At 71.5% G+C, this 4,320-nt stretch carries 3 protein-coding genes and 2 pseudogenes; 3 read left to right on the forward strand and 2 right to left on the reverse strand.

Annotated elements, in window-relative coordinates; genetic code table 11:
• Together AC07Z7_RS24815 and AC07Z7_RS24820 are read left to right on the forward strand one after the other, a co-directional pair.
• Window positions 1-886, forward strand: a pseudogene (locus AC07Z7_RS24815) (peptidoglycan-binding protein); the annotation flags it as partial.
• A gap of 5 nt (window positions 887-891) precedes the next feature.
• A complete protein-coding gene (locus AC07Z7_RS24820) occupies window positions 892-1,749 on the forward strand; it encodes a general secretion pathway protein GspB (RefSeq protein ID WP_494768009.1) in 858 nt (285 codons plus the stop codon).
• 134 nt (window positions 1,750-1,883) lie between these two features.
• Here the strand turns inward: AC07Z7_RS24820 and AC07Z7_RS24825 are convergent, their stop codons facing one another.
• Complete coding sequence (locus tag AC07Z7_RS24825; RefSeq protein ID WP_494768010.1) at window positions 1,884-3,086, reverse strand: ABC transporter substrate-binding protein; 1,203 nt, start codon at window positions 3,084-3,086, stop codon at window positions 1,884-1,886.
• 163 nt (window positions 3,087-3,249) lie between these two features.
• On the opposite strand from AC07Z7_RS24825, the gene AC07Z7_RS24830 reads away from it, so the two are divergent.
• The gene (locus AC07Z7_RS24830; RefSeq protein ID WP_094289151.1) at window positions 3,250-3,984 is read left to right on the forward strand and encodes a Crp/Fnr family transcriptional regulator; all 735 of its coding nucleotides are present in this window, start codon (window positions 3,250-3,252) and stop codon (window positions 3,982-3,984) included.
• Window positions 3,985-4,011: 27 nt separating this feature from the next.
• On the opposite strand, the pseudogene AC07Z7_RS24835 reads toward AC07Z7_RS24830, so the two are convergent.
• Window positions 4,012-4,320 (reverse strand): annotated as a pseudogene (locus AC07Z7_RS24835) (methyl-accepting chemotaxis protein); the annotation flags it as partial.

Here is a 4,320-nt window from a genome sequence, read left to right on the forward strand (position 1 = left end):
GGCGGGGGCCGCGCTGGTGGCTGCGGGTGGCTGGGCGCTGGGCGCCTGGCCCACGCTGGCCCCACGCGGTGCGGGTGCGCCGATGGCGGCCACGGCGCCCGCATTGCCTGCCAGCGCGGCGGTGGTGGCGGGGGGGCGTGCACAGCCCTCGGCCGCAGCCGCCAGTGCGGCTTCGGCGCCGGGTGCTGCTGCAGCGGCAACAACGGCAACAGCAGCCGCATCCACCCCGTCTGCGGCACCGGTGGTGGGCGCGCCCTTGTCTGAACTGCAGCAGTTTCTGGCAGCACTGCCCGCCAGCGATGGCCCGGCCTGGCAGGCGCTGGCCACCCGCTGGGGGGCCAGCGTGCCCGAGGGGGCCGATGCCTGTGCCACGCTGCCGCGCGAGGGGCTGCGCTGCTACCGCAACCGCCGGGCGGGCCTGAACCTGGTGCGCCAGATCGACCGGCCGGTGCTGCTCACGCTGTTCCCCTCGGACGATGGCGACAGCGCCGTGTCCGCCGTGCTGCGCGGCCTGGACGGCGACACCGCCACGCTCGAAGGCGCAGGCCGCACGCTGCAGGTGCCCGTGGCCGAGCTGGCCCAGGTGTGGCGCGGCGACATTGCCACCCTGTGGCGCGCCCCGATCGGCATGCCCGACAAGGGCGACATTGCCGAGAGCACGGCCGGTGCCGCCTGGCTCGACAAGCAACTGGCCACGCCCGCCGCAGGTGGCGCTGGCACGGGCGCACGCGCTCGGGCCACCACCCCCGCCGCGCGCCAGGCGCGCATCCAGCGCTTTCAGCTGGCCCAGGGCGTCACGCCCGATGGCCGCGCCGGTCCGCTCACCCTCATGCTGCTCAACCGCGTCAACGGCGTGAGCGAACCCCGTCTGCGCACAGGAGCCTGATCCCCATGTCCTACATCCTTGATGCGCTGCGGCGCGCGGAAGCCGAACGGGGGCGGGGCGGCGTGCCCGGGCTGCATTCGCAGGCGGTGCCGGTGCCCGGCGCGGCGCCGGTGGTCGGGCGGACATCCGCCTCGCCCTGGCTCATGGCCAGCGCCGGGGTGGCCGTGGCGGCTGTGGCCGTGGCGGGCACCTGGTGGGTGATGCAGCGTCCGGCCCCTGCGCCGGTGGTGGTGGCTGCGACCCCCGCTCCCGGACCCGCGCCCGCAGCGGTGCCCGCAGCGCCCCAGCCTGCCCCGGTGGCTATCGCCCCAGCACCGACGGCGCCAGCAGCACAGGTGGCACCGGCCGCTGGGCCGCCTTCGGCCCCGGCACCTGCGGTGGAGGCCCCTGCGCCCGAGTCGCGTCCCGCCGAAAAACGCAGCGCGGCGCCGCCGCCACGCGAAAAATCTGCACCACCCGCGCCTGTGCCCCGGGTCGCTGAGCCGCCTGCGGCGCCCGCCCGCTCCCGTGCCGAGCCCACCCGTGATCCTGCCCGTGATGTGGCCCGCGATACCGCGCGTGGGGTGGTTCCGCCCCGGACGCCCGAGCCCGTCGCCGTGGCTGCCGCACCCGCGCCCACCACGGCCACCGGCACGGTGTTCGCCCAGGGCGACCTGCCCGAGGCCGTGCGCGCGCAGTTGCCCTCGCTCAAGATTTCGGGCGTCACCTACTCGGCCAACCCGGCATACCGCATGGCCATCGTCAACGGCCAGGTGCTGCACGAGGGCGACCCGGCCGGCCCGGGGCTGTTGCTGGAGAAGATCGAGCCCGGGCGCACCATCTGGTCGTTCAAGGGCTACCGCTACGGGCTGGCGTCGCAGTAGCCTGCTGGGGGGGCAATGGGGCCGGATTTTTGAGGAAAAAACGGCCTCTGCGCGCGATGGATATGCCTTTTAAGCTATCTATTTGGTAGCATTTTTGTCCATATCAGCGGAGTGCTGCGTCAGCGCCCGCCAGGTCAGCGGATAAAACGCCCGTCGCGCCCCACCAGCGTCAGCTCCACAAAACGCGAGGCGTTGCGCTCGGGTGCGCTGGCGCTGATCTCGAAGCCGCCCAGGTCCCATTTCTTGAGGTTCCAGGTCGCGTCGATGAAGGCCGCGCGCGTGGGGTTGCGGCCTGCACGCTGCAGGGCTTCGGCAAACACGCGGGCGTTGATGTAGCCCTCCAGCGCCAGGTGCGAGGGCTCGGCCGTGGCGCCCGAGGCCTTCCAGGCGGCCTGGAACTCGCGCACCACCGGCATCACCACGTTGGAGGGCAGGGGCACCACCTGCGAGATCGCCATGCCCGTGGCGTCGGCGCCCAGGGCCTTGACGGTGGCGGGCGTGCCCATCACCGACAGCGCATACAGCGTCACGCCACGCTTGAGTGCCCGGAACGCCTTCACAAACTCCAGCGTGGGCTTGCCCGCCAGGCCAATCATGATGGCCTCCAGGTTGCCGCCCGCCAGCTTGGCGGCGGCGCTGCCCGCGTCCGAGGCATTGCTCTCCACCGTCACGGTCAAGGCCTCGGGCAGCTTGAGCCGGTCCATGGACTGCTTGGCTGCGCTGAACACCTCTTTGCCGAACGCATTGTTCTGGTAGACGATGCCGATGCGCTGGATGCCGATGGTGGACAGGTGCTGCACCAGCTTCTCGGCCTCGTCGGCATAGCTGGCGCGGATGTTGAACACGCTGCGCGCCTTGGTGCGGCTGAGCTGCGCGCCGGTGAAGGGCGCAAAAAACGGGATGCCGCTCTCGATCACCTTGGGCAGCATCGCGTCGATCATGGGCGTGCCCATGCAGTTGAACAGTGCAAAGGTGGCCGGGTCGGCCAGGAACTGCTCCACGTTGGCCAGCGCCTTGGGCACATCGTAGGTGTCGTCCAGCGTGACCAGTTCAATCGCCTTGCCATGCACGCCGCCGCGCGCATTGATGGCCGCAAACGCCGCCTTGGCGCCCTGGTGCATGGCCGAGCCCAGGTCGCCCAGCGGGCCGGTGAGGGCGGTGGACTGCGCAATCTTGATCGCGCCGTCCTGCGCGTGGGCGCGCCCGGGCAGGCCCGCCAGCCCCACCCAGGGCAGGGCGGCCACGGCGGCCAGGGCCTGGCGCCGCCCCAGGCCACGGCGTTGTGCAGCGTGGGCGGGGATGGCGGCGTCCGGCGCGGTGGATCGGTGTTGGTTCATGTGTTGTCTCCTCGGTAGCCCCGGTTTCGCGAAGACCTTGCACAGGTTCCAGGGCCGGGGGAGGCGCCATCATCCGGTGGAGATTGGCATTTTTTTGTCTTTCTGACGACAATTCGGATCAGGATTTCCCGTATCCCCCGACCCCATCGACCGGACCGCGCCCATGGACTCCCGCATCAACCAGGACCTGTCGCTGCACCAGCGGCGGCGCCCCCCCACCACCGACGAACTGCGCGGCATCCCGTGGCTGGACCAGCTGCAGCCCGCCGAGCGCGAACGCGCCGTGGCCTCGCTGCTGGTGGGCGATGCCCAGCCGGGCGACTATGTGTGCCGGGTGGGCCGCCCCGTGACCTACTGGTTCGGGGTGGTGGAGGGGCTGCTGAAGATGAGCAGCGACGATGCGCAGGGCCAGACCATGACCTATGCCGGCCTGCCACCGGGCGGCTGGTTTGGCGAGGGCACGACCATCAAGCGCGAGCCCTACCGCTACAACATCCAGGCGCTGCGCAAGAGCATCGTGGCGGGGCTGCCCATCGACACCTTCCACTGGCTGCTGGACCACTCCATCGGCTTCAACCGGTTTGTGATGAACCAGCTCAACGAGCGCCTGGGCCAGTTCATCGCCGCGCGCGAGATCGACCGGCTGAACAACCCCGACGTGCGTGTGGCGCGCAGCCTGGCGTCGCTGTTCAACCCCGTGCTGTACCCGGGCGTGGGCGAGGTGCTGCGCATCACGCAGCAGGAGCTGGCCTACCTGGTGGGGCTGTCGCGCCAGCGCGTGAACGAGGCCCTGGCCGCGCTGGAGGCGCAGGGCGCGATCCGCATCGAATATGGCGGCCTGCGGGTGCTGGACCTGGCGGCGCTGCGCTCCAGCATCTTCCAGTTCAAGGGGAGCTAAGAGCCTGCTTTAAGCCGCCCCCGGCGCTCAGCGCGGCAGCGACGGCAGCTTGCCGCGCGGCTTCAGCGCCGGAGCGCGCGGTGGCGTGCTGCGCAAGGCCGGGGCAGGCACCGGGGTCGGGGCGGCCGTGGGATTGCCCGGGCCCCAGCTGTCCTCGCCGCCGCCATCGCTGCGCGACAGGCGGAAGGTGCCCACCATCTGCGTGAGGCGCCCGGCCTGGTCCTTGAGGCTGTCGGCGGCGGCCGCGCCTTCTTCCACCAGGGCGGCGTTCTGCTGCGTCATTTCTTCCAGCGCGCCCACCGACTGGCTCACATGGCCGATGCGCTGGCTCTGCTC

It is taken from the genome of Acidovorax sp. GW101-11A03, assembly GCF_059424825.1.